Source organism: uncultured Senegalimassilia sp., from assembly GCF_934632265.1.
Lineage (GTDB): Bacteria > Actinomycetota > Coriobacteriia > Coriobacteriales > Eggerthellaceae > Senegalimassilia.
This window is the reverse complement of record NZ_CAKTYH010000015.1, coordinates 1-24,517: the sequence shown is the minus strand read 5'-3', so window position 1 is coordinate 24,517 and position 24,517 is coordinate 1. Positions and strand designations below refer to the sequence as shown.

The following is a 24,517-nucleotide window of genomic DNA, read 5'->3' as shown; positions in this document are numbered from 1 at the left end:
GCCGAGCTGCGGCGGGCAGCATCGCCCGCCGCAGCCGTTTCATGACGAGCAGCTTCGTTGTTTTGCTCGGGCATGGCAGCCTCCTACTTGATGCCGCTCTGACGGCGCTTGGCAAGCAGCCACCAAACACCCGCACCGACGATACCCGCAACGCCCAGGCCAAGGACCACGTAGGGCCAAATGGGACCGCGAGAGCCATTGTCGCTTTCGGCGGTATCGGAGCCGTTGGCGGTAGCGGTGCGCTGCTCGCCAGAGTTGCTAGAGCTTGCGGAAGAGGACGTCTCCTGGTGCGCAGAAGCGTTTACCGACGCGCCGCTCACCTGCTGCGATGCATTATCTGCAGCAACGGGCAAAGATGCGGGAGCGACCAGTCCTGCAGCTGCCGGCTGCGTGCCGAGACGGGAACCAGGTGCCGGAGTCGGATCGGGATCAGGCTGCGGTACGGGACCAGGCGCGGGAGTCGGGTCAGGATCGGGCGCAGGCGAAGGCTTCACACCGCCGCCGGCCAGCTTGAACAGCGTGCCGGAATCGTTGATGTAGTACAGGTTGCCCTCGGCATCGCAGATGACCGGGGAGTCGCAGTAGTTGTTGAAGCCCTTGGCGTCGTACGCCAACGTGGCCTGCGCATCGCCAACCCTGTAGCGATACACGCCGCCGCCCGAGGTGTAGTTCACCCAGTCGCTGGTTTCGCCATAGTTCACTGTGAAGTACAAGTACGTTTCGCCGTTTTGCGTGGACACGAGCGGAGCCGCCTTGATACCGCCATACCCCTTGACCCCAGGCAGTATCGAACCATCGGCTTGAGTAATGAGCGTGGACTCGAAGCTCTTCAGGTCGACGATCGCAAGCGCCGCGGCACCGCTTTCCACCTCGCCGCCGACGTACATGGTGTTGCCGTTGACGGTAGGCATGCTGGCGCATCCGGAAAGACCAAGGTCGACGACCTTGGTTTCCTTAAGGGAGCCTTGTTCACCAATTGCAAGCACATGTAGCTTGCCATCGCGGGACATCACATACAGGGTTTTGCCGTCGGCCGACGCCACGCACGAGGAGTTCACCAGCGCGCCAAGGGAAACCGTGCTGACAACGGAGCCTGCGCCGCTCAGCACCTCGACGGTACCGGCGCTGGTTGCCACGACCGTGTAGCCGTCAACGTTCACAGCACCGCCCCAGTAATATCCTTCGCCAGCATTGTTGTGCTGCCATACAACTGCACCTGTAAGGATATTGATGCAGGTGAGGAAGCCGTTGTTGTAGATGCCAGCCGCGAAATCCACGTCGCACGTGCCCACATACGCATAGTTGCCGTTGACCGTGATCGCGGAATTGGACTGAGCTGAATCACTGAGCTTATCGGTAGCCCATACGGTAGTCAGATTGTCCGCCGTAAGAGCCTGCACAGCGCCGCCGTCAAGCGGGACCATAATCACGCCCTGAGCGTAAACAGGACGCGTGGTGTAGCCGATGGAGGAGGCAAGGTTGGCCTGCGCAACCACTTCGCCCGTGGACGAATCGATTTTGAGCAAGCGGTTGTTAACGGCGAGGTACACGAAACCGTTCACGATGACGGGCTCGCTGGCGTTGGCGTATTGCGCGCTGGTGAACTGCTTGTAGTCGAGCGTCCAGTCCGACTTCATGTAGTCGGTTGGGGTTGCCGCCGTGGTGGGACGGGACTGGTCGCCGGTCCAATCCGCCTTCCAATCGGGGCGCGGAGCGGAGGGGTCGATCGTCACCTCGTCAAGGTTCGGAAGCGTATTCGAGCCGTGCACCCAGGAAATGGTGTCACCGGATTTGAGCGTAAGACCGGCCGCGCTGTTGATGGCCTTCCCATTGATCAGACAGTTCCATCCGCCCTGGAGCTTAACGCCGGATGGCGAGGTTATGGAAACGAGAAGCCAGGTAAAACCCAGATCAAGGATTTCGCAATCAGGCTCGCATTCGTCGAAGAAGCTCAAGCAGATGTCGTCGAAGGAAGCGGTTGCGAGCTCGTTGCGCGAACGCTGCGCCCAGCGTTCGGCCTTGCCGTTGCTGTCCTTGCCGATAATCTCGACCGTGATGTTCATCTGCCCAGGCATGATGGCGCCATCGGCACTGTAGACCCAGCTAACCTTGTCGCCGGCGTGCAGAATGTAGCCGCTGGCACCGACCCTCGAAGGTTCGCCATTCACGAAAAGCTGCCAGTAATTCCTAGTAGCCGGATCGTAGCTGAGCGTGGAGCCACCCTCAAACGGCGAGGAAACTGCGTTCAGAACCCATCCCCGGCTACCATTTGGGTTGTAATCGGCCTTCAGCCCGGTACGTTTGAACAACTCTTCGGTCAAGGTTGCCGCAGTTGCGCCCTCTTTGAGGGAGAACCCTTGCGCAGCAGCCCACGTCTGCCGATTTCCCTGCGCATCAACGCCGATAACGGAGCAAGTTGCGTTGATTAGAGGAGCCGTCTCCTCTTTAGGGGCCTTCTCAACGGCTGCTGCGGAAACATCTTGCTCGGGCGCCTGAGCAACGGGTTGATCGGCATCCTCCTGCAGATTGCTGCCGGCAGCGCCCGCCGCGTCAACGTCTTCGTCGACCTTTTCGGCATCCGAAGCAACACTGCCGGAGCCAGTGTCGGTTGCCTCGTCATTGTTACCGGATTCGGTTGCAGGCCCCTGAGCAACGGACGGCAGCGATGGAGCTTCTGCTTGTTCCGTAGAATCAGGCGTCGGCTCAACCTGCCCAGCATCAGGCACATCGGCCTTCTGCGCTTCCTTTTGAGCAACGGGTGAAACGCTGGCCTGCGTCTCAGCGAGCGCCGCCGACGGCGTCATGGAGACGGCCAGCGCAACCGCCAAGAAGATGGAGAACATACGCTGGATCAGCGACCGCTCATATGACTTCGATGCGGTCTGCGCATATGAACGCGCAACCTTCCGCACGTTTGTGCGAGTTTGCGCTACGTTTTGCGCGCGTTCGGACGATTCGCCGATGGTCATCGGAACCTCTCTTCCAGGGCTTCGTGCGATGGATGGGCATTCCGACTTCGCCTCATTTGAACGGCCCGCATGCCTGCGGCGGTGCTTGCCGGCGAACCTGTCTTCAAGCCAGGCGCCAACCCGTTCATCGGCGCATACGGTCCCTGGTAGAGCGCGGGATTCGCACCCGCATTCCCCCAAGCGGCCAAGTCCCTTCCCTAGCCGCCCGCGCCGTGCCCGGCGCAACCATCTGTGCCAATTTCTCGAATACGTCATTTTACCACGTCTGAACTGGGATTTCGCCGAGTTTTCGACAAGGTGCCGCAAGGAATCGCGCATGGTTGCAAGATAGGGGGATTTGCGCAGCCGGTCGGGTTCACTGCCTGTGCGATTCGCTGCTTATAATTGTTCGGGAACGGACACGATAGCCGCAGCGTTTGATTGGAAGGCGAAGCATGGGCGAATTCAATGACAGGGTGTATGAGGCGGTGCGGCGGGTGCCGCGTGGGAAGGTTGCGGCGTATGGGCAGATCGCGCGGCTGATCGGGCAGCCTCGCAAGGCGCGGTTCGTGGGGTATGCCATGCATGGGAATCCCGATCCGTGGGATTGTGCGGCTCAGACGGGGATTCCTTGTCATCGCGTGGTGTTCAAGGACGGTTCGCTTGCGCCGGGTTTTGCGTTCGGCGGGCCCGATGAGCAACGGGCGCGGCTTGCCGCGGAGGGCGTGACGTTTTTGGACGACGGACGCGTTGATATGCGGGCTTGCCAGTGGGATGGTAGGAACGCTGGGGATGCAGACGGCGGCGCGGCGGCCGAGGGGCCGACTGCGCCGCCGATCGATTTCGATTGGGCCGCTGAGCTGGGCGAATGAGCAGCTGGTTCTGAGCCAGCTTTCGTGGCCGCTTCCCTATTCGGGCCGCAGGCTTTCCACCAGGGCGCTGGCCACGCGCAGGCCGTCGCAGGCGGCGGACATGATACCGCCCGCGTAACCCGCACCCTCGCCGCAAGGGTAGAGGCCGGTTTCGGGCTCGGGCGCGGCGGCATCGGCGGGGCGCGTGTTGCTAGCTGCCGGGGATTCCGGAGTCGTCTGGACCTGGGTCTGAACCTGAGGCCCGGTCTCAGCCTGCGCGCAATCAGAAACGGACGTTGCCGCCAGCTGGGCCTGCATGTTCTTGCCGCGCACGATTCGCACGGGGCTTGAGCTGCGGGTTTCCACGCCGGTGAGAACCGCCTGCGGATCGGCGAAGCCGTGCAAGCGACGGTCGAGCTGCGGAAGCGCCTGCTCCATGGCGCGCGCCACGAACGGCGGAAGGCACTCGTGCAGGTCGCACCATGCGACGCCGCGCGCGTAGGTGGGCTTCACCTGCTTGCTCTGGTCGCCGGCGCGATGCGCCAGGAAGTCACCGACGGTTTGGGCGGGCGCCTGATACGGCTCGCCGCCGGCGGCGATGGCGGTTCGGTAGGCAGCCCGCTCCATCTCACGCTGCAGTTTGATACCCGCAAGCGGGTCTTCGCCGTCGAAATCCTCGGGGCCCACGCCGACCAGCAGCGCGCTGTTGGCGTTTTGCCCATCGCGCGCGAAACGGCTCATGCCGTTGACCACCACGCCTTCCGGCTCGCTGGCGGCGCACACCACTTCCCCACCTGGGCACATGCAGAACGTGTACACGCCGCGGCCCTGTTCTTGGCCCTTTTGCGGGCGCAAATGCATCGACAGCTTGTAGTCGGCAGCGCCGAGCGCCGGATGGTCGGCGGCCTTCCCGTATTGCGAGCGGTTGATGAGCTGCTGGGGATGCTCGATGCGCACGCCCACGGAGAACGGCTTCTGCTCCATATGCACACCCGCATCGCGCACGAGCTCGAACGTGTCGCGGGCGGAATGGCCGCACGCCAGCACAAGACGGCTTGCAGGAATCATCTCTGTGGCGGTTTCGGACTGGGCGGCAAATCTGGTGATTTCGGCTTGGGCTAGGCAGCCGTTTTCGAAATGCAGGGCTGTGAGCTGGGTGTTGAAGCGCACTTCGCCGCCGGCTTGTTCGATTTGCTTGCGCATGTTGCGTACGATGTCCACGAGCAGGTCGGTGCCGATGTGGGGTTTTGCCTGCCAGAGAATCTCCTCGGGCGCGCCCGCTTCCACGAACAGATGCAGGACGTGCTGCGCCCAGGGGCTTTTGATGTTCGTGGTCAGCTTACCGTCTGAGAACGTTCCCGCCCCGCCTTCGCCGTACTGGATGTTGGTATGCGGGTCAAGCGGCTCACCGGCGTTGAAAGCGTCGACCGCCGCCATGCGCTCGTCAACCGCTGCGCCGCGCTCGACCACGAGCGGGCGCAAACCGGCGCGCGCCAGGTAGAGCGCGCAGAACAAGCCGGCCGGACCGGTGCCCACCACGATGGGGCGCGGCTCGTTTTGCGCCTGAGGCGAATCGCCGACCTGCGGAACCTGCAGCGGCTCATAGGGACGGTGCGCCTTCACGTTCGTCGCACTTTTGCGGTGCGCGGCGGCCTCGATGGCCGCGGCTTCGGCCTGGGCTCCGCCCACCAGCTCGACGCCGAGCGTCGCGACGAAGTGCACATCGTGCTTTTTGCGCGCGTCGACGCTGCGTTTGAGCAGGCGAATCTGGGTGATGTCGTTCGGCGGGATGTTGAGCGCTCGGGCCGCCGCGCGACGCACGAGCTTTTCTGCTTGCTTGCCTTCGAGCCCAGCATCGAGCGGAAGGGCGAGGTTTGAGATCTCAAGCATGGTTTCCTCCGAGCTATCGATTGCGATGACGGGCGTTTCGGGCGGCGCTCCCGCCGCGTTGGTTGCGAGATTTGCTGCGCTCGCCACGGTGAGGGTGGTGCGGTTTTCCCACGCGAGAAGAGGAACGAGGGGCACCATCTGAGGAGGGACATGAAGTGCCGGTGTAAGACGGTGACCGCTTACCGTTCGACGTCTTCGAGGCTTCTGCGCGAGAGCCACCGCGCTCGTCACCTTCCCCGCTTGGTATGCGGCTGGCAACTGCGCGACCGGCGAGCATGCCGGTTGACCAGGCCCAATGCAGGTTGAAGCCGCCGCAGGGCGCGTCGACGTCGAGCGCCTCTCCCGTGACGAACAGGCCCGGCACGTCAAGCGCTTCGCAGGTAGCGGGGTTGAATCGCTCCACAGAGAAGCCGCCGCGGCGTACCTGGCATTGGCGTTCATCGCCGATGCCCTCCACCGTCAGACGCACGCCTTTGAGCATGCCGCAAAGCTGGGGAACCACCTCTTGTGTAAACCGGTCACCGGTCCGCAAGCCCACCTGCCTCAGCGCCGCAGCGGACACCGCGGGAAGCAACAGGCCCTCGAGGAAGCGATCGAGCGTGAGCGTGCCGCCCAGCAGCTTCTGCATCCGTTTGCGGCGCGTCATCATGAAGCGCTCCATGTCCTGCGAGGGGATGTCGGGAAGGAAATCGACGACCAGGTCATCACCGGGTTGCGCAAAACGCGACAGAATGAACACCGCCACGCCCGAGACCCCATAGTCGCGGAACAGCAGCTCGCCGCGCTCGCTTGCGACACGCTGCCCACCACGTTCAAGATGCACAGTCCCGCGTACGCGGATGTTGTTGAGCTGTCGCGTGAGCTTCGCGCTTTGCGCGTCGACACGCAAAGGCCCCAAAACGAGCTGCATATCCGAGCAAGCCAGCGGCTCCGGCAGCTGAATGCCGCTTGCCGCACGCCCGCCAACGGCCACGATGACCACGGCCGCATGCGCAATCGTCTTATCGGCGAAGCGGATGTTGAAACAACTCACGCCGCCCGGGGCGGGCGCGTCCACGCGCAAGGCGCGCTTGTCGGTTTGCGCGTCGACGCCCAGTTCGGCGGCAGTGGAGCGCAGCACATCCAGCACGCTGGTGGCCTTGTTCGCCATGGGATACAGCCGACCCTCCGACTCCTCGCGCGTCACGAGGCCCATATCGGCGAAACGCTCGAGCACAGGGTTCGCCTCAAGGGTTCGCATGCTGGTTTTACCACGTTCCGCGACATAGGCGCCTTGCAGATGCATGAGCGCCTGCTCAACGAAAGCCTGGTTGCGATACGCGTCAGCGCTGATGCAAGCGTTTGAGATGTTGCAGCGGCCATTGCCGGTTGCCAGGATAGAGCGCCCAATGCGCTCGGGGTCGGCCTCGAACAGGGCCACGTGCGCCACAGCGCCAGCTTGGCGCAGCGCAAGCGATGCCTCCACAGCCGCCATCAGGCCCGATGCACCGCCACCTATGATTGCGATAGTTTCCATGCCTGCCATTATAAGGCGAAGCCCACATGCCGGCGCCGCGCAAGCCCGCACTTCAAGGGATGCTCGCATTGCACGCACGGCGCTAACTTGAACAGGGGGCAGTCCCCTGTTCACAGGATTGCCGAAGAGGCAACCGCTCCGCTTCCTTCCCTATTCGACTTGCAAAGCGCTCCCTGAACAGCAAGCGCACAAGTTTGCGACCAACGCGAACGGGTGCCTGTCCCCTGTTCACAACGGACACCGCAAAAGCCCCTGAATACAACAAGCCGGCCGCAAAAGCGACCGGCTTGCGAAGCATTCTCAACGTGAACAGGTTCCTGTCCCCTGTTCGCGAACCCCTACGCCTTCTTGCGGGTGAAGACGCTTTTCTCGGGCAGCTCGTGGATGTCGACGCGCAGCTCTTCGTCGATGTTGCCGTCGTAGACGTAATGCTGCGTCTCCTTGCCCACCATGCCCGCGCACAGCAGCACCATGAGGATGTTGGGCAGCGCCATGAGCGCGTTGGAGATGTCGGTTGCCGTCCAGGCCACATCGCCGACGCCCACGCCGCCCAAAAAGCCCATGCAGATGTAGAAGCCCAGGTACAGCGGCACCCAGCGGCGGCCGAACAGGTACAGGGTAACGCGTTCGCCGTAGTAGCTCCAGCCGATGATGGTGGAATAGGCGAAGCACAGGATGCCCAGCATGAGGATGGGCGCGCCCACGTAGGGGATGGTGGCGAACACGGCGTTGGCAAGCGTGGCGCCATTGGTGACGCCTGCGTCCTGGATGAGCGTGGGGTGCGCACACAGCGACGAGACGATGACCAAGGCGGTCACAAAGCAGATGACCACCGTGCACCAAAACGGACCGGTCATGGCCACAAGCGCCTGGCGCGCGGGGTTTTTCGACTCGGCGGCGGCGCTGATGAGCGGAGCCGTGCCCAGGCCCGCCTCGTTGGAGAACAGGCCGCGCGCGCAGCCGAACTGCAGCGCCACGATGATGCCGCTGCCCACCGCGCCGCCAAAGGCCGCGCGAGGGGTGAAGGCGCATTCGAAGATCAGCATGAACGACTCGCCGATGAACGCCCAGTTGCAAACGAGGATGTAGACGCAGCCCAGGATGTACGCGAAGCCCATGATGGGCACGAGCTTCTCGCAGATGTTGGAGATGGTTCCCAAACCGCCCATGATGATGAGCAGGGCGCTGCCGCACACGATGGCGGAAACGATCCAGGGTTCCACGCCGAAGTTGGCCTGCGCAACCGAGGTGATGGCGCTGGTCTGCACTGCCGAGCCGACGCCGAAGATGGTGAAGCACGCCATGACGGCGAACCAGATGGCCATGAACTTCGCCCACCACGGCACGGTGCCGTCGGCGCGCTTGTAGCGCTGCTCCCACACGTGCATGGCGCCGCCCATCATGTGGCCTTGGCGGTCCTTCACGCGGTACTTCATGGCCGCATAGACCTCGGTGTACTTCGTGGCCATGCCCAGAATGCCGGTAAGCCACATCCACAGCACCGCGCCCGGTCCGCCGGAGAGCACCGCCGTGGCCACGCCGACGATCGAGCCCGTTCCCAGCGTGGAGGCAAGCGAGGTTGCCATAGCGCCGAAGTTGCTGACGTCGCCCTGCGCCCCGTTGTCCTTCGTGACGGAAAGCTTCAGGGCCAGCGGCAGTTTGCGCTGGATGCCCTTGGTGCGGATGGTGGTGTAGATGTGGCAGCCCAGCAGCAAGATGATCATAGGCGGCCCCCAAACGGCGGCGTCTATGCTGTCGAGCACTTCGATGTAGTCCATGCAAAACCTCGTAGCCTTAAAGATGAGTCCCTTTAGGGACGCGAACGGTTTATTATAGAGCCGCGTTCGCCGCAGACCGCCGAAGTCTCGGCGAAAAAGCGCATGGCGCAGCGCTTCGGTAAGAAAACAAGCCCTCCCGCGTCGATTTCCTATAACCGTTCGCTATATATTCGCACCCCAAAACGCGGAAAACATCCATAGCCCAAACGGTTGCGAAGCCATAGCGGCGCAGCTAAACTAGGTGCCATTGAATTCTGTTTCAGGGCGAGGTGGAAATCCTCACTGGCGGTAACCGGATACGCGCGGCGGCAAGCCGCAGCCAAGCCGGAAGTCCGCGACCCTGTGCGTCAAGCGGCGGCAAACCGCATGCACGCAAGGCTGATCTGGTGCAAATCCAGGACCAACGGTCAAAGTCCGGATGGAAGAGGCAGAGTTCGCGAAACGCACCGCACGGCATCGCATCGCCGGGCGGGAAGTTGTTGAGCGAATACAAGCCCGTATGGAAGGAATTCATACGGGCTTGTCTCTTTTTCGCGAGGCTTGAGGGCAAAACCCGTGGGAAGAAGGCTTCGCGGGAAGAAGGTTCAACCATGTCTCAGGCAACCGCCGCAAACGCACCCATCAAGAACACGAACCGCTGGTCGACGCGCCAGCTGGTCACCATGGCCCTTATGTGCGCCATCGCCGCGCTGCTGTCGTTCGTGCAGATCCCCATCCTGCCTGCAGCGCCGTTTTTGACCTACGACCCCTCGCTCATGCCCGCCATGGTCTGCGGCTTTGCCTTCGGCCCGGGCGCCGGCTTCGCCGTGGGCGCCGTCGCCGCCATCATCCACAGCCTGATGCTGGGCGAATGGGTCGGCGGCCTTATGAACATCTGCGCCACGCTGTTCTTCGTGGTGCCCGCCGCCGCCATCTACGCCCGTAAGCATACGTTCGCCGGCGCCATCATCGGCCTGCTGGTCGGCTGCGTGATCGCCACCGTCGGCGCCGTCGCTGCGAACCTGACCATCGGCGTGTGGTTCTGGTACGGCAGCGCCGACGTCATCATGCCGCTCATCCTGCCCGCAGTGCTCCCGTTCAACCTGATCAAGACCGTGCTGAACAGCGCGCTGACCCTGCTGGTGTACAAGGCCGTCTCCAACCTGATCACCCCGAAGAAGGACCAGGTCAAGGGCCGCTAGGCAACCGCGTTCCCAACCGTGCCGCCACTGTGCGGCACGGTCCCGCCGGCAAGCAGGCGCATCCCGCTTGTCGGCGGGACCGTAATTCGCCGCTTCACGGAAGGATCGTAGAGCGAATCATGATAGATGTTCAAAACGTCCGCTTCACCTACGACGGCGCGAACTTCGCCCTTGACGGCGTGAGCCTGCACGTGCGCAAGGGCGAGTTCCTGTGCATCTTGGGCGGCAACGGCAGCGGCAAATCGACGCTGGCCAAGCACCTGAACGCCCTGCTCATCCCCGACGAGGGCGCCGTGAAGGTGCAGGACATGGCCACCGCGGACGCCGACTGCACGTACCGCATTCGCGAGACGGTGGGCATGGTGTTCCAGAACCCCGACGATCAGCTGGTGGCCTCGCTCGTGGAAGACGATGTGGCTTTCGGCCCCGAGAACCTGGGCATCCCCACCGACAAGCTGCGCGAGCGTGTGACGCAGGCGCTTGAGGACGTGGGGCTTTCGGGCTTCCAGCGCCACGAGACGCACGCCCTGTCCGGCGGGCAGAAGCAGCGCGTCGCCATCGCCGGCGTGCTTGCCATGAACCCTGCGGTGCTGGTGCTCGACGAGGCTTCCGCCATGCTCGACCCCCGCGGCAGAGCGGGCCTGATGCGCGTATGCCGCGAGCTGCACGAACGCGGGATGACCATCGTGATGATCACGCATTATATGGAAGAGGCGGCGCAGGCCGACCGCGTGGTGGTCATGGAGCGCGGGCGCGTGGCGCTCGAGGGCACGCCCGACGAGGTGCTCGTTCAGGCGCGTGCGCTGGCGCATCTGAACCTTGATGTGCCGTTCGCGGCCCGCTTGTCGCTGGATCTGCGCGATGCGGGCATGACCGTGCAGCCCACCGTGGATGCGAGGAAGCTGGCGCACGAGGTCCTGGCGCTCGGCGAGGCTGCCGGCATATGCGCCGCGGCCGGCGCGAACGCAGGGGTGCCCGACGCGGCCGACGCCGACGTCGACTTCCCCACCTGCGAGGGCGACGCTGACGCCCCGGCGCTCATCGAGTTCCAAGACGTCAGCTTCACCTACGACGCCGCCGAGGCCAAGAAGCAGCGCAAACGCAAGCAGGCGCCCGCCGCCCGCCAGGCGAAATGGGGCAACAGCCCCGACAGCCTGTGGGCCGTGCGCGACGTCTCGCTGCAGGTGCGCCGCGGCGAGTTCCTTGGCGTGGCCGGGCACACCGGCAGCGGCAAATCGACGCTCATCCAGCACATGAACGGCATCTTGAAGCCCACCTCGGGGCGCGTGCTCGTCGACGACGTCGACGTTGCCTCGAAGGGAACCGAGTCGAAGGTGCGCGGCTCGATCGGCGTGGTGTTCCAGTATCCCGAGCACCAGCTGTTCGCCGAAACCGTGTACAAGGACGTGGCGTTCGGGCCACGCAACCTGGGGCTTTCGGGCGAAGAGGTGGACGCGCTCGTGCGCAGCTCGCTCGAGCGCGTGGGTCTTTCCTTCGACGAGCTGGCCGAAAAGAGCCCGTTCGAGCTTTCGGGCGGCCAGCAGCGCCGCGTGGCGTTCGCCGGCGTGCTTGCCATGGACCCGCAGGTGCTCGTGCTCGACGAACCGGCGGCGGGCCTGGACCCCGCCAGCAAGCGCTCGTTTCTAGAGATGATTTCCCGCCTGCATGACCAGGGCCTCACCGTGATCATGGTGTCGCACTGCATGGACGACCTTGCCGCCATGTGCGACCGCGTGGCCGTCATGAACGAAGGCCGCCTGCTGGGCGTCGGCGCACCCGAGCGCCTGTTCCTACACGCGCGCAAACTCAAGGAAGTGGGCCTGGGAACCACCGAGCCGCAGGCGTTCGCGGAAGCGCTGCGCGCAGGCGGATGGCCCCTTGAGCAGGGAAAACTGTACACGGAGAAGGACTTGGCAGGTATGATCGCTGCCGCCCGCGGCGCGGGCCGCAGCGACACCGGCGATGCCGCCCCTTCCCCGACCGGCCCTGAAGACCAGGTGGTCGAATGAACCCGGGCTTTTCCTTCGGCAGCTACGTTTCCGGCACCAGCTGCGTGCATCGGCTCGACCCGCGCACGAAGCTCATAGCAGGTTGCGTGTTCATCGCGGTGCTACTGTGCGCGAAAACCGCGGCGGCCCTGGTGGCGTGCGCCGCGTTCACGGCCCTTTGCTACGCGCTGGCGCAGATCCCGCCGAGCAAGGCGGCGCGGTCGTTGGCGCCGCTTATGGCCATCGTCGTGATCGTGGCGGTGCTGAACCTGTTCGTCACGCAAGGAGGCCAGGTGCTCGTTGACTGGGGCATCCTGCGCATCAGCGAGGCGGGCGTGCAAACCTGCCTGTTCATGGGCGCGCGCCTGACCATCATGATGCTGGGAATGAGCCTGATCACCCTGACCACCATGACGATCGACCTGACCGAAGCGTTCGAATGGGTGCTCAAGCCCCTCGCCCGCTTCGGCGTGCCCGCCCACGAGCTGGGAATGATCATGGGCATCGCGCTGCGCTTCATGCCGCAGTTCGCCAACGAGCTTGCCGTCGTCTACCACGCTCAGGTCAGCCGCGGCGCCCGTCTATCGAACAGCCCCGCGCGCGGCGTGCACATGCTCACTTCGCTCATGGTGCCCTTGTTCACCAGCGTGTTCCGTCACGCCGAAACGCTTTCGGCGGCCATGGACGCGCGGTGCTATCACGGCGGCGAAGGGCGCACGCACCTGCATCCGCTCCGTTTCGCCCCGCGCGACGGCATAGCCGTCGTTTTCATGGCTGTTTTGGCCGGCTGCGTCGCAGCCATCGGCTACTTGCTATAACCGACCGGTTCCAAGACTAGGAGGATCACATGACCGGCAACGAGACCATCCTGCAGTATCTGACGAACGTCCCCGCGTGGTACCTGGCCACCAGCGTGAACGACCAGCCGCACGTGCGCCCGTTCAGCTTCGCCGCCGAGCAGGACGGCAAGATCTGGTTCGTCACCGCCACCACCAAGGACGTGTGGGAGGAGCTGCAGCAGAACCAGAAGTTCGAGGCATCCAGCTGGTGGCCCGGCCACGGCTGGCTGATCCTGCGCGGCAAGGCCGGCCTTGAGGACAAGGCGAACGCCGACATGCGCTACGCCGGCTATGCGCACCTGTGCAGCCTGGGCGAGAGCTATGACGGCCCCGACGACCCCACGCTGGTGTTCTTCAGCGTCGAGGAGCCCGAGGCGTGGATCTGCAACCACGAGGAGTGGAAGCCGATCGAGCTGTAGCGGCACCTTCATATAACGAAAAACAAGAAGGGCACGACTTACGAGCCGTGCCCTTCCTTTTGCGTACCGTTTGATAAATCGATAGCACCTATTCGAAGTCGTACAGGTCCTTGGCGGCCTGCTTGAAGTCCTCGTAGACTTCCTGGGCGATAGCCTGGTCCTCGACCAACTCGAACGCGGCGGGCTGGCCGTCCTCGTCAAGCTCGGTGACCTCGAGCGGGATGATCTCGCCCGAGCTGCATGCCGGGCTATCCTCGGTGACCGGGAAGAAGAAGCCGTAACGACGGCCCTCGTGCAGTATCAAGCCGAGGAACTCAAGGTCGATCTGATCGCCCTTCTCATCCTGGAACGTAAGGGTGATGCCCTCCTCGGTGGGCGGGCAGAAATTCGGGGCGCTTCCTTCGCGCATGGCAACTCCTTCAAACATGGCCGGCAATGCTTGCAGCCGATTCCTCCATAGCCTGCGTGCATGGATTCACGTGATTTCCTCAGCGTATCACAATAGGTTGCAATGCGCTCGTTGACCTCCCGTAATCTATCCTACTGCTATACTACTGAACAGTGAAACAACGGCGCAAGCACCTGCGTGCCAAGCACATCGCCGCAGGACAGCGCGCTGTTTAGGTTACCCATGCAAGGAGGATCGAACATGTTCCCGATGATGGATCCCGACAAGATGAAGCCCATGGAAGAAGACGAGGCCGTGAAGAAGATGGCCAGCATCGGCGCGATCATGAAGGGTACCGGCGATAGCTTCAGCGAGGATGACATGAGGCTGTTCCGCGATGCCTTCATGGGCACCAACGCCCTTGAGGAGCAGATGGAAGCGCTCATCTCCCGCTACAGAGGCCTTGGCGAAGACGACGAGGAAGAGGAAGAAGACGAGGACGACGGCGAGATCCGCCTGAGTGACCTGGACTTCGGCTTCTAATCCCGGCGAGCCGACACGCACCTTCGGACGAGCGCCTTCAGGCGCTTACCAGCCCAAGCGACCCAAACCCGGCCCCTGACCGCAAAACGCGATCAGGGGCCGGGCTTTTTGCGTATATGTAGCAAAACGGGCCGCCCGTTTCCGAGCGGCCCGATTCAGCTAGCCGATGTTAGCCTTGAACCTTCTTACGCTTCTTCTTGGAGCGGTTTTGCGCCTTGGCGGGCTTGCTTGCAGCCTGCTGGCCCTGCGATGCGGCGGGCGTTGCAGCAGACGTTGCGGCAGCATCCTTGCCGGAATCACCCGCAGCAGCATCCACAGCGGCCGCGCCGGCGGCAGCAGTAGCAGCGGCGGCCTGCGGCAGTCGGTTCAGGAACCAACGCTGGATGTCGGCGCCGTACTTCTTCTGCAGCTTCGCGAACTGCGGCTCGCGCGTCTTCCACATCACGTAGATGGGCGTTGCGATGGCGTAGGACGAGTAGCAGCCGCACACCAGGCCCACGGTCATGGCCAGGGCGAAGTCGCGCAGCGTCTCGCCGCCGAAGATGAGCATGGCCGCGACCGGGATGAGCGAGGTGATGGAGGTGTTGAGCGAACGCACCAGGACCTCGTTGACGGAATGGTTCGCCATAGTGGCGAACGTGCACTTCGGCGAATCGCCCTTCATGTTCTCGTTGATGCGGTGGAACACGACCACCGTGTCGTAAAGCGAGTAGCCCAGGATGGTGAGCAGCGCGGCGATGGTGTTCGGCGTGACCTCGCGGCCGACGAGCACGTACACGCCCAGCACGATGACCAGGTCATGCAGCAAGGCGATGACCGCCGACACGCCCATCTTCGGATCGCGGAAGCGCACCGAGATGTAGGCGATGATGAGCAGCAGAGATACGAAGAACGCGATGCAGGAGCTCTGGATGACGCTGGTTCCCCAGTCCGGGCCGATGGTGGTCACCTCGAAGCTTTCCGCATCCCAACCGAACTGGTCGGCAACCTTGTTGGCCGCCGCGGCCGCGCTTTCCGCAGACGTATCGGTGGTGCGCACGAGGAAGCCGGCCTGGCCATCGGAGTCGGTGGTCTGCACCACGGCATCGGGCTCGCCGGCATCGGCAAAGGCGGAGCGCACCTGCTCGGTGGTCACGTCGTTGCCTCCCTGGTGGAACGTCACCGAGGTGCCGCCCACGAACTCGATGCCGAAGTTCACGCCGCGCACGCCCACCAGCGCCACGACCAGCACGACCGCCACGGCAGCGATGGACAGGAACACCTTGCGATAGCCCAGCAGGTTGATGTCGAGCTTGATGAAGCGGCCGCGTACGTCATGACGGGAGGAAGCAGGCTTCTCGCCCTGGAAGTACGGGGCGGCCTCCTTGCAGTCCTTAACGCCCCAGAAGCCAGGGTGCTTGGCGATGCACTTCGGCGCCAGCAGGCGGATGATGGGCGCCTTGAACAGCAGCATCATGACGATGTCGCAGATGATGCCGAGCGCCAACGTCAGACCGAAGCCCTTGACCGAGGCGCTTGCCAGGAAGAACAGCGTGAGCGCCGAGACCATGGTGACCAGGTCGGCGTCGATGGAGGTGAGGATGCCGTGGCGTACGCCGGTGACGGAGGCGGCGCGGACGCTGCGGCCCATGCGGATCTCCTCGCGGAAGCGCTCAAGGGTGAGGATGGAGGAGTCCGCCGCCATGCCGATGGTCAGCACGACGCCGGCGATGCCCGCCATGGACAGGCTGAACAGGCCGAAGTGCGACAGCAGGGCCAGAATGCCCAGATACAGCACGGCGAACACGGCCATGGCGGCCGCGGTGATCAGGCCCAGGCCCTGGTAGAACACCAGCAGGTACAGCATGACCAGCGCAAGGCCGATGGCCGCCACCAGCACGCCGGAGGTTAGCGCGTCCTGACCGAGCGTCGGGCCGACCACCTGCGACTGCGCGTACTCGAAGCTCACAGGCAGCGAGCCGGACTCGAGCACCGTCTCCATGGAGGAGGCTTCCTCCTTGTCGTAACCGCCGGTGATGGAAACCTGGCCGCCAGTGATCTCGGACTGCACGGCCGGCGCGGACTGCACCTCGCCGTCAAGGATGATGACGATCTTGCCCTTGGTGCTGGCCAGGTCCTTCGTGGCGTCGGCGAAGGCCTTCGTGCCCTCGGAATCAAGGGAGATGTTGACCGAGTAGTCGGTGCCGGTCTCGGAGGCGCGGCCGATATCGACCTTCGTGATGTTGCTGCCGGTGATCAGCGGCGTGTACGTGCCCTCCTCCACAGTCAGATGCTCGGTCTTGCCGGACGGCAGCGTGTTGCCGAAGTCGTCGGTGATGGTTCCGCTGGAGCCATACTGGCCGTTCTCGATCTTGGTTTTCACGTCCTCATCGGTGAACGAATCCAGGCGGGCGAATTCCAGCTTGCCGGTTTTGCCGATGGTGGACAGCGCCGTCTCCGTATCGGACAGGCCGGGGATCTGCACGAGAATCTGGTCGGTGCCTTGCAGCTGCACCACGGCCTCGGAGGCGCCGAGCGCGTTGACGCGCTGCTCGATGATGGCGCGCGACTTCTCCATATCCTCGGAGGTCACGGCGTCGCCGTCGGTGCTTTTCGCCGACAGCACCACCGACAGGCCGCCTTGGATGTCCAGGCCCTGGTTGATCTTTTCCTGCGGAGGGGTGAACATGAAGATGGACCCCAGCACCAAGACGGTGGTCAGCACCAACAGCCAAACGTTGCGGCGGTTGGCATTGCCGCCCTTCTTCTTGGCCTTGGCGTTTTGCACTTTCGCCATGCGAGCTTCTCCTAGCCTTGCAAACCATAGGACGGCCCTGGCGGGCCGTCCCTTCCGTGGCGGCGTTGGTCGCCACCATATATACCCTAACTTTCGCATTTTCCCACAATCGAGGAGAATGCGGAAGCATCAAGGAGCGGGAATCCGCCCGAGCATTATATTAGTAATCCTTGGCGGCCGGGCTGTTCATCCACTCCTCGTAGAACTGCTCGTACTCACCGGCCAGCACGGCCTCACGGGCGCGACGCATGAGATCGAGCAGGAAGTGCAGGTTGTGCACCGACAGCAGGATGGCGCCGAGCATCTCGTTCTGCTTCACCAGGTGGCGCAGATAGGCTCGCGTGTAGTTTAGGCACGTCGGGCAGGTGCAGCTGTGGTCGAGCGGCGTGAAATCGCGCGTGAACTTCGCGTTGCGCATGTTCATGCGGCCCGTGCTGGAAAACGCCGTCCCCATGCGCGCGGTGCGGGTGGGCAGCACGCAGTCGAACATGTCGACGCCCTCGCGCACGGCGCGCACAAGCGTGGTGGGGTTGCCGACGCCCATCAGGTAGCGCGGACGGTCCTCGGGCAAGGCGCGGGCCACCTGGCCGAGCGTCTCGAACATAGTCTCGTGGTCTTCGCCCACCGAATAGCCGCCGATGCCGAAGCCGCCGAAGCGGCGCCCGCCCGCGGCCAGGCTCTCGTCCTCGATCTCGCGCAGGCGGCGGATGCTCTCAAGGCGCAGGTCGAGCTCCATGCCGCCCTGCACGATGCCGAACAGCGTCTGATCGGGGCGTTTGTGCGCCGCCAGGCAGCGGCGCGCCCAGTTCGCCGACAGATCCACGGCGTTGGCCACGAAGCTGCGCTCGGCCGGGTACGGCGTGCACTGATCGAGCTGCATGGCGATGTCGGCGCCGATCTGCTCCTGGATGCGCATGTTGGACTCAGGCGTCCAGCGCACGTAGCTTCCGTCGTAGATGCTGCGGAACGTCAGGCCGTCGGCGTCGAGCTTCAGCGTGTCAGCCAGGGAAAACACCTGGAAGCCGCCCGAGTCGGCGAGCATGGGGCCATCGTAGTTCATGAACTTGTGCACGCCGCCGGCCTCTTCCACCAAGTCGGCGCCGGGGCGCATGGACAGGTGGTAGGTGTTCGCGAGCACCACCTGGCTGTTCAGCTGGTGAAGCTGATCGACCGTGATGCCCTTGACCGTGGCCGACGTGCCGACGGGCATGAACATAGGGGTGTGGAAGGTGCCATGCGAGGTTTCGTACGAAAGCGCGCGGGCATGGCCGCAGGTGGCCTCGATGGTGCAGTCGAACAGGGCCATGGGCTAGTCCTCCATCCCGTTGATGACGAAATCGGTGCCGCCGGAGCGGCCCGCCTCCTCGAGCGTCTTCGCGCCGCCGGCCTGGCCGTCGGCGATGCCGCTGGCCGCAAGCACGCGCTCGCGCGCCGCTGCCGGCACGATGGCGTCACTGACGCCTTGCGCCGGGTCGGCGCATTCGGGCAGGGTTTCCACCCAGTCCGCGAACTTCTCCATCGAGCCGTGGCGCACGCTGAACACCTCGAAGCCGACGGGGTCGATCAGGAAATCTGTGACCAGGAAGCCCTCGCAGCCCAGCTGGCATGCGGCCAGGTCCTCCTTGGTGTTGTTGCCGACCATGAGCACGTCGCGGCCTTCGACGCCCGCAGCGGCAAGGTTCTCCGCGTAGTAATCGGGCTTGGGCTTGACGGCGGTGGAGTTCTCGAACGTGGTGATGCGCGAGAACACCGCCGGGTCGATGCCGGCCCAGCGCAAGCGCCATTCCACGGCGCGGCGAGGGAACATCGGCATGGTGGCCAGCACCAGCGGATAGCCCTTGGCGGCAAGCGCCTCGATGGCACACGCGGCGGCGGGGTTGGGCTTCACGTCGGCGCCCAGTTCGCCGAACTCGTTCTCGTAGAAATCGCCGATGGCGGCGAGCAGCGCGTCTGCGGTGACGCCCTCGGGCAGATCGATGCAGGCCAGGAACTCGGGCCAGAACGACTCGGAGTTCGCATGGCCGGAATCGTTGGTGGCCATGGCGGTGATGCCGCGCTTCATGCCGGCCATGAACTGGTCGGGGGCGATGCCCATGCGCGCGACGTAGCCGCCAAGGGCGCGGAAATAGCTCTTCATGAAGACGTCGACGTCCATGGGCAGCAGCGTGCCGTCAAGATCGAAGAAGACGGCACGGAAGGTTCGTTTCTCCATACGTCATACCTTTCTGCAGATTGCCGCAGGTGGGGATAGTTTTTGTCTGCGTGGTAGTATAGGGGAAGCGCCGCGTTGGCGGCGAAATGCCCATCGAAAAAGGAGTTCGCGAATGAAGTTGTTGCTGCATGCGTGCTGCGGGCCGTGCTCGCTCGAGCCGACGCGCCTGTTGAAGGCCGCGGGGCACGACATAACCATTTACTACGCGAACTCGAACATCCATCCCGCCGAGGAATACGAGCACCGGCTGGCAACGCTGCGCGCATGGGCCGCAGATGCGGGGTTCGAGGTGCTGGAAGGCCCCTACGACCCGGCAACATGGGAGGCGTGCGCCGGCCGCATCGGAGACGCCGCGATCGCCGAGGTCGAAGGTGCGCGGGCGAAGGCTGGCGTGGAAGGCGAGTGCGCCGGCGAAGGCGGGGGCACGATCGAGGGCCCCGATGACGCCTCCGACGGCCGGTGTAAGACGGTTACCGATACAGAGAAGGAAGCCTTTGCGGACATCTCAATGCCAACGGCAGTGACTACAACGGCCAGCGGTTGCGCCGATGAAGTTGCTTCCGATAGCCGGTCTAGGTCGGTAACCGATACGAATCAAGGGGACGTTTCCCCTGCTGGCGCTCCCCTTTCCGCAAGTACCGTGAACGGCGCCGCGGCTCGTGCCGCCGTGCTGTCTGTCGACCCCGTGCGCAAGGAGGCGCGTTGCCGCACCTGCTACCGCCTTCGCCTGGAGGAAACCGCGCGAGTAGCCGCAGAACGCGGGTTCGAGGGCATCGGCACCACGCTCTCGGTAAGCCCCTATCAATATACGCAGGTCATCCGCGAGGAAGTGGAGCGCGCAGCGGCGCAAGCCGGGGTCGCGCCCGTGTTCGAGGACTTCCGCCCCTACTACGACGAGGCCACGCGCGAAAGCCGCGAGCTGGGCATGTACCGGCAGAACTTCTGCGGTTGCCGCATCAGCGACCTGGAAGCGGCCGCCGAACGCGCCGAGCGCAAGGAGCAGCGCGCCGCCGCAAAAGCCGCCGAACGCGCAGCCCACGCCGATGAGCGCGCAGCCGAGGAAGCCGCACGCGCCGCGCATAAAGCCGAGCGCGCAGCCTACGACAAGAAGCAGGCACGCAAGCGCGCCATCCTGAAAGCCCTACGCGAACAGGGGAAATAGCAGCCGAACTTCATCGGCCTAGCGAGTGGCCCACGCCCATGGGCGCATCCGAACACGCAAACGCAAAGCGGCAGAGAACGATTGTATGCCTGCACCCCAAAGCTAGAAGTGCGATCGTTTGTCCTCGTCTTTGCATCATGCCTGGCCCCAAGACCCTCGCAAAACAAGAATGCCTTCCGTCTCTCTTTGCCCGAAAAACGGAAGGCATTTCATTCTTTCCCCTTACGATGCAGCCTTTATGCAGGGCACCCGAACGATAAGACGCAGCTGAAACCCTTTCGCCAGCCTCTTCCCTCTTAAACGAATGCTAGCGGATGAACATGGCATCGCCGAACGACAGCATGCGGTAGCGCTCCGCGATGGCGTGCTGATAGGCGTTCATGATGTTCTCGCGAGTGCTGAACGCGCTGACCAGCATCATGAGCGTGCTGCGCGGCACATGGAAGTTCGTGACCAGGGCATCCACCACGTGGAACGTGCTGCCCGGCAGCAGATACAGACTGGTAGCATCGCGGTCGCGCGCGGTGATGGCGCCGGCACCGTCGTCAGCCGACGGATCCCAAGCGCTTTCCAAGCTGCGCACGCTCGTGGTGCCCACAGCGATCACGCGGCCGCCGTTGGCGTGCGTGCGGTTGATGGCGTCGACCGTCTTCTGCGGCACGGTGTAGAACTCGGTGTGCATCTTATGGGCCAGCGGGTCCTCCTCGTCCACGATGCGGAACGTGTCAAGGCCCACCTCAAGCTAGACGGTTTCCCAATCGATGCCCTTCTCGCGCAGGCGCTCGATCAGCTCGGGCGTGAAATGCAGGCCCGCCGTAGGCGCCGCCGCCGAGCTTTCGCGACGGGAATACACCGTTTGGTAGAGCTCCTCGTCGCCGGCGTAATGCTTGATGTAGGGCGGCAGCGGCGTATGCCCCACCGCGTGAAGCGCTTCGTCAAGCGAGGGATACGTGGTGGTCAGACGCGCTACGCGCTCGCCGCGCTGGGCGCCCTCGGCCCAGTCGACAATCTCGGCGGACAGCGCGACGTTGCCTTCGCCATCCGTGAAATCCACCACCGCGCCGCTGCCGGGCTTCAAGCGCTTGCCCGGGCGCACAAGCACCTCCCAGATGGCCTGCTGGTTTTCGCCGGGAGCAGGCTGGCCGGGGATATGGGGCACGTCGGCATACGGCTGCGCCTTGGAGCCCACAAGCTGGCGAAGCAGGAACACCTCGGACTGCCCGCCCGTGCCGCGCTTCGCGCCGAGCAGACGCGCCGGCAAAACGCGCGTTTCATTCGCCACCAGCAGATCGCCGGGTTCCAGATAATCGATGATGTCGCGGAAGATGCGGTCCTCGATCGCGCCGGTTTCGCGGTCCATAACCAGCATGCGGCACGCATCGCGCACCGCCGCCGGCTCCTGCGCGATAAGCTCCTGGGGAAGATCGTAATCGAAATCGCTCGTTTTCATCGAGATGCTCCTTGTCGCACGCCCGGCAAATTTCGCCGGGCATATAAAAGGCCGCGCCGCGCGCAGCCGAATTGCTTTCGAACAGGCAGATTATACGCCAGCCGAAGGACTTTTCACGCACGTGCGAAAAGTCCGCATGCACTGCGCAGCAAGCTGGCGACAATTTGCTTCGGAGAAGCTGCCGCGCAATCGCGCATCCTGAAGCAGCAACACGGACGGAGCGCCCCTCCGCTGCCGGAGCCGCCACCGCCGCGACGCAAAAACGCGCGGAGCGAAACCGGTTTCCCGGATTCGCTCCGTGAAGTTCGCCGAGGCCGAAAAAAGCCCCGTTTGCGCAACGGGGCTTTATTTCGCGTCTGACCTGGCGTCTTAAACGTTGAACTTAAAGTGCATGACGTCGCCGTCCTGCACCACGTACTCCTTGCCTTCCTGGCGCAGCTTGCCGGCATTGCGGCAGCCCAGCTCGCCGCCCAGCTCCACGTAGTCGGCGTACGATGCGGTTTCCGCCTTAATGAAGCCGCGTTCGAAGTCGGAGTGGATGACGCCGGCGGCCTGCGGGGCCTTCGCACCGATGGGGATGGTCCAAGCGCGCGTTTCCGTTTCACCGCTGGTGAAATAGCTTTGCAGGCCCAGCAGCTTGTAGGCGCTGCGCACCAGACGCGCCAGGCCGGACTCCTCAAGGCCCATGGCCCCCAAGTACTCCTTCGCCTCGGCGGGGTCGAGCTCGGCCAGGTCGGCCTCGACCTTCGCGGAGATCGGCACCGGCTGGCAGCCGTCGATCTCGGCCAGGTCGGCGTCGAGCGCGTCCTCGTCCACGTTGGCGATGTAGAGGATGGGCTTCATGGTAAGCAGATGCAGGTCGTAGATGGCCGCCTGCTCGTCCTCGTCCAGATTCAGCGTGCGGGCGCGATGGCCTTCGTTGAGGCCCTCGAGCACCTTCTTCGCAACCTCGAGCTTCTTCACGCCGGCCTTGTCGCGCTTCGCTTCCTTCTCCAGGCGCGGGATGGCCTTGTCAAGCGTTCCCATGTCAGCCAGGATCAGCTCGGTTTTGATGGTCTCAACGTCCGAGCTGGGGTTCACGCGGCCATCGACGTGCACGACGTCCGGGTCGCTGAAGAAACGCACGACTTCGCAGATGGCATCGGTTTCGCGGATGTTCGCGAGGAACTGGTTGCCCAGGCCCTCGCCCTGGCTGGCACCTGCCACCAAACCGGCGATGTCGACGAACTCGACCGTTGCGGGGACGATCTTGGCAGGATGATCGATCTCGGCCAGCTTCTCCAGGCGATCGTCGGGAACGGGAACGATGCCGACGTTGGGCTCGATGGTGGCGAAGGGGTAGTTGGCTGCCAGACCGCCCTTGTTCGTGAGGGCCGTGAACAGCGTGGACTTGCCGACGTTGGGCAGACCCACGATACCGATGGAAAGCGACATGCTGAAACTTCCTTAACTAGTGAATACACGTGCTCTCAATAATACCGCAAACAACGCCACAACGCGATGCCCCGCCGAGCGCGCGCCAGACGGAGCGAAAACCCGCACAGATCGCATAGCGCATGGTCGCCTGTCACGGCCCCATCAAAGTTCTGGGTGGTTTTGCAAGCACTGAAATATTACCTTAGCAGTTCACATTCTCCTGACCAGGCATTTTGAAATCCCTCATTCGCCCTTTCACCAAATTCGCGACCAAAACCGCCCAGAACTCCGAACTCATGGCAAATTCAGCGCCCGAAATCTGCAAAACAACCCAGAACTAGCCCCCTTGCAACAGTTGCGTCACAAAGCGGTGCAAACGATTGCGCAGCTGCGCGTTTGCCCATACCATCGATATATGGAAACCAAAGGCACCGCGCGCACGGGCGCTGCGGGCCATCACAGCGAGAGGGGTTTCTCATGAGCAAGTACGAAGGAACGCAAACCGAGAAGAACCTGCAGGCCGCCTTCGCCGGCGAGTCGCAGGCAACGAACAAGTACACCTATTTCGCGTCGGTAGCGAAGAAGGAGGGCTTCGAGCAGATCGCCGAGATCTTCCGCAAAACGTCGGCCAACGAGCAGTACCACGCCAAGATGTGGCTGCGCGAGCTTGAGGGCATCGGCTCCACGGCGGAGAACCTCGAGGACGCCGCAAACGGCGAGAACTTCGAGTGGACCGACATGTACGAGGGCTTCGCGAAGACGGCCGAGGAGGAAGGCTTCCCCGAGCTGGCAGAAAAGTTCCGCCAGGTCGGCGCCATCGAGAAGCACCACGAGGAGCGTTATCGCGCGCTGCTGCACAATTTGGAAACCGCCCAGGTATTCGAGAAGAGCGAGGTCAAGGTGTGGGAGTGCCGCAACTGCGGCCACATCGTCGTAGGCACCAAGGCGCCCGACGTCTGCCCCGTATGCAATCACCCGCAGGCATTCTTCGAGATCAACGCCGAGAACTACTAGGAAGCATGCGTAACACCGGCATCCGTCTGAGCAGGGAAAACAGTAGCCAATAGAACGTCAAGCGCGGCGCAAACAGCCGTTTACGGAGCAATCAGGATACGCGAAGGTACGTTGCGTCAGGGTGTCTGCCCCGCACAATCCTATCG

At 63.6% G+C, this 24,517-nt stretch carries 17 protein-coding genes, 1 pseudogene and 1 riboswitch; of the genes and pseudogenes, 8 read left to right on the top strand and 10 right to left on the bottom strand.

Annotated elements, in window-relative coordinates; genetic code table 11:
- Nucleotides 1-83: 83 nt before the first annotated feature.
- Nucleotides 84-2,969: a DUF4430 domain-containing protein gene (locus tag Q0H50_RS02320; RefSeq protein ID WP_294418973.1), complete on the bottom strand. Its 2,886-nt coding sequence runs from the start codon at nt 2,967-2,969 to the stop codon at nt 84-86.
- Nucleotides 2,970-3,403: 434 nt separating this feature from the next.
- On the opposite strand from Q0H50_RS02320, the gene Q0H50_RS02315 reads away from it, so the two are divergent.
- On the top strand, nt 3,404-3,820 hold the full coding sequence (locus Q0H50_RS02315) for an MGMT family protein (protein ID WP_366936615.1): 417 nt from the start codon (nt 3,404-3,406) through the stop codon (nt 3,818-3,820).
- 36 nt (nt 3,821-3,856) lie between these two features.
- Here Q0H50_RS02315 and Q0H50_RS02310 read toward each other — a convergent pair whose 3' ends face one another.
- The 3 genes from Q0H50_RS02310 to Q0H50_RS02300 all read right to left on the bottom strand — a co-directional run bounded on the left by Q0H50_RS02310 (nt 3,857) and on the right by Q0H50_RS02300 (nt 8,983).
- Nucleotides 3,857-5,689 carry an NAD(P)/FAD-dependent oxidoreductase gene (locus Q0H50_RS02310; RefSeq protein WP_294418972.1) on the bottom strand — a complete coding sequence of 611 codons (1,833 nt, stop codon included), beginning with the start codon at nt 5,687-5,689 and terminating at the stop codon, nt 3,857-3,859.
- A 13-nt stretch (nt 5,690-5,702) separates the two neighbouring features.
- Nucleotides 5,703-7,205: an aminoacetone oxidase family FAD-binding enzyme gene (locus Q0H50_RS02305; RefSeq protein ID WP_294418971.1), complete on the bottom strand. Its 1,503-nt coding sequence runs from the start codon at nt 7,203-7,205 to the stop codon at nt 5,703-5,705.
- 338 nt (nt 7,206-7,543) lie between these two features.
- Nucleotides 7,544-8,983 (bottom strand): sodium:alanine symporter family protein, encoded by a 1,440-nt coding sequence (locus Q0H50_RS02300; protein ID WP_294418968.1) that lies wholly within the window; start codon nt 8,981-8,983, stop codon nt 7,544-7,546.
- A 251-nt stretch (nt 8,984-9,234) separates the two neighbouring features.
- A riboswitch (FMN riboswitch) is annotated at nt 9,235-9,417 on the top strand.
- Nucleotides 9,418-9,573: 156 nt separating this feature from the next.
- Here Q0H50_RS02300 and Q0H50_RS02295 point away from each other — a divergent pair.
- The 4 genes from Q0H50_RS02295 (at nt 9,574) to Q0H50_RS02280 (ending at nt 13,410) form a co-directional block, all read left to right on the top strand.
- On the top strand, nt 9,574-10,164 hold the full coding sequence (locus Q0H50_RS02295; RefSeq protein WP_294418966.1) for an ECF transporter S component: 591 nt from the start codon (nt 9,574-9,576) through the stop codon (nt 10,162-10,164).
- Between the two features lie 119 nt (nt 10,165-10,283).
- Nucleotides 10,284-12,173, top strand: a complete 1,890-nt coding sequence (locus Q0H50_RS02290; protein WP_294418964.1) for an energy-coupling factor transporter ATPase — start codon at nt 10,284-10,286, stop codon at nt 12,171-12,173.
- Complete coding sequence (locus Q0H50_RS02285) at nt 12,170-12,970, top strand: energy-coupling factor transporter transmembrane protein EcfT (RefSeq protein WP_294418961.1); 801 nt, start codon at nt 12,170-12,172, stop codon at nt 12,968-12,970. The genes Q0H50_RS02290 and Q0H50_RS02285 overlap by 4 nt, the downstream gene beginning before the upstream one ends.
- 29 nt (nt 12,971-12,999) lie before the next feature.
- A complete protein-coding gene (locus Q0H50_RS02280) occupies nt 13,000-13,410 on the top strand; it encodes a pyridoxamine 5'-phosphate oxidase family protein (RefSeq protein WP_114621244.1) in 411 nt (136 codons plus the stop codon).
- Nucleotides 13,411-13,498: 88 nt separating this feature from the next.
- Here the strand turns inward: Q0H50_RS02280 and Q0H50_RS02275 are convergent, their stop codons facing one another.
- Nucleotides 13,499-13,819, bottom strand: coding sequence for a DUF1292 domain-containing protein (locus tag Q0H50_RS02275; RefSeq protein WP_042437046.1), 321 nt, complete (start codon nt 13,817-13,819; stop codon nt 13,499-13,501).
- A gap of 240 nt (nt 13,820-14,059) precedes the next feature.
- Between Q0H50_RS02275 and Q0H50_RS02270 the strand changes: the two genes are divergently transcribed.
- Nucleotides 14,060-14,341, top strand: coding sequence for a hypothetical protein (locus Q0H50_RS02270; RefSeq protein WP_294418960.1), 282 nt, complete (start codon nt 14,060-14,062; stop codon nt 14,339-14,341).
- A 169-nt stretch (nt 14,342-14,510) separates the two neighbouring features.
- Here the strand turns inward: Q0H50_RS02270 and secD are convergent, their stop codons facing one another.
- The 3 genes from secD to Q0H50_RS02255 all read right to left on the bottom strand — a co-directional run bounded on the left by secD (nt 14,511) and on the right by Q0H50_RS02255 (nt 19,329).
- A complete protein-coding gene (gene secD, locus Q0H50_RS02265; RefSeq protein WP_294418958.1) occupies nt 14,511-17,117 on the bottom strand; it encodes a protein translocase subunit SecD in 2,607 nt (868 codons plus the stop codon).
- 160 nt (nt 17,118-17,277) lie between these two features.
- Complete coding sequence (gene tgt, locus Q0H50_RS02260) at nt 17,278-18,423, bottom strand: tRNA guanosine(34) transglycosylase Tgt (protein WP_294418956.1); 1,146 nt, start codon at nt 18,421-18,423, stop codon at nt 17,278-17,280.
- A 3-nt stretch (nt 18,424-18,426) separates the two neighbouring features.
- Nucleotides 18,427-19,329 carry an HAD family hydrolase gene (locus Q0H50_RS02255; RefSeq protein WP_294418954.1) on the bottom strand — a complete coding sequence of 301 codons (903 nt, stop codon included), beginning with the start codon at nt 19,327-19,329 and terminating at the stop codon, nt 18,427-18,429.
- A gap of 112 nt (nt 19,330-19,441) precedes the next feature.
- Between Q0H50_RS02255 and Q0H50_RS02250 the strand changes: the two genes are divergently transcribed.
- On the top strand, nt 19,442-20,491 hold the full coding sequence (locus Q0H50_RS02250) for an epoxyqueuosine reductase QueH (protein ID WP_294418953.1): 1,050 nt from the start codon (nt 19,442-19,444) through the stop codon (nt 20,489-20,491).
- Nucleotides 20,492-20,798: 307 nt separating this feature from the next.
- On the opposite strand, the pseudogene queA reads toward Q0H50_RS02250, so the two are convergent.
- Both queA and ychF read right to left on the bottom strand, forming a co-directional pair.
- Nucleotides 20,799-21,941, bottom strand: a pseudogene (gene queA, locus Q0H50_RS02245) (tRNA preQ1(34) S-adenosylmethionine ribosyltransferase-isomerase QueA).
- 369 nt (nt 21,942-22,310) lie between these two features.
- The gene (ychF, locus tag Q0H50_RS02240) at nt 22,311-23,375 is read right to left on the bottom strand and encodes a redox-regulated ATPase YchF (protein WP_294418948.1); all 1,065 of its coding nucleotides are present in this window, start codon (nt 23,373-23,375) and stop codon (nt 22,311-22,313) included.
- 459 nt (nt 23,376-23,834) lie between these two features.
- Here ychF and rbr point away from each other — a divergent pair, with 459 nt between their 5' ends.
- Nucleotides 23,835-24,371 (top strand): rubrerythrin, encoded by a 537-nt coding sequence (gene rbr / locus Q0H50_RS02235; protein WP_294418945.1) that lies wholly within the window; start codon nt 23,835-23,837, stop codon nt 24,369-24,371.
- The last annotated feature ends 146 nt before the right edge of the window (nt 24,372-24,517 follow it).